We start from the raw sequence: 965 nt of genomic DNA, 5'->3' as shown, positions 1-965 counted from the left end.
AATCTATCCCATGATCACGTGCATAATTTAAAAGCATAATTTGGTATTTAGCTGGTATAATTCCGCCTTTACCCTCTAGTTTTTTTAAAGGATAAGTCCATTTATAAACAGCAGATACATGGCATTGAGAAATCAACGACACACGTTTTGCACCACCTAAATACTTTATAATCGTAACTGCTGAATTTTTGATATTCATCTTATTTCTCTATTTATCAAATGGGCATTTATTCGATTATAGAAAAAATGTCAATATTTTTTCTAAAATAGAAATGTTGATATTTTTTTTAACAAAAGGAATACTGGTAAGTATGGATATTCAGAAAGAAATAAAAATTTGGGCAAATGAAAAGCTTAAAACAATGGGTCATGGGTCCCGAACTGAACTAGCTAAACATATGGGACTTCATACATCTGTTGTATCTAAGATGCTTTCTGTTGATGATGATAAAGAAAATAGAAGCATATCTGCTGATGAACTCGTCAGATTAACTTCATTTTTTAAAGCGCTCCCCCCTCATTTTATACCCGATAATTGTGATGATTATTTTTTTAAATTATATTCTTCCGCAAAGCCAGAACATAGAAAAGCTGTCATTTCTTTTCTACGATCTTTGCAAGAAGAAGATGAAAAATAATCACTCGTTTTTGCTCATTTGTTAATGACGAAAATATTTTAAAAGCTTCTTTATACTGTTTCATAAAGAATTTTCTCCAGATTGAAATGTAAATTAGGTTACTTTTTTGTGTAGACTATTTGTCTATCGCTAAAAAAAATTTTTTCTATTTTAGAAAATTTGTATTGACTTATTCTAAAATCGAAAATATGTTCACTCCATATCTTAGAAAATAACTTTTGCCAATAGGCTGTATGGAGGCATTTGTGACAAAACCAGTGTTTATCAATTCTGATGAAATTCTCTTAGTCATCTGCGAAAATGAAGAACAAAATCTCGCTAAATCTG

1 protein-coding gene and 1 pseudogene are annotated in these 965 nt (G+C 29.9%); one reads left to right on the top strand and one right to left on the bottom strand.

Translation table 11 applies throughout. The features are described from left to right. A pseudogene (locus ACFINC_RS09940) lies at positions 1-199 on the bottom strand (hypothetical protein); the annotation flags it as partial. Between the two features lie 112 nt (positions 200-311). Between ACFINC_RS09940 and ACFINC_RS09935 the strand changes: the two are divergent. Then, positions 312-638, top strand: coding sequence for a hypothetical protein (locus ACFINC_RS09935; RefSeq protein WP_375607567.1), 327 nt, complete (start codon positions 312-314; stop codon positions 636-638). Positions 639-965: the final 327 nt, after the last annotated feature.

Origin of the sequence: Bartonella sp. AP58NXGY, assembly GCF_042195785.1 — a bacterium.
Lineage (GTDB): Bacteria > Pseudomonadota > Alphaproteobacteria > Rhizobiales > Rhizobiaceae > Bartonella.
This window is presented reverse-complemented; position numbering and strand designations above follow the sequence as displayed.

Excerpts from the sequence above, each read along its gene's own strand:
- ACFINC_RS09935 (WP_375607567.1), top strand. The coding sequence starts at position 312 with ATGGATATTCAGAAAGAAATAAAAATTTGGGCAAATGAAAAGCTTAAA.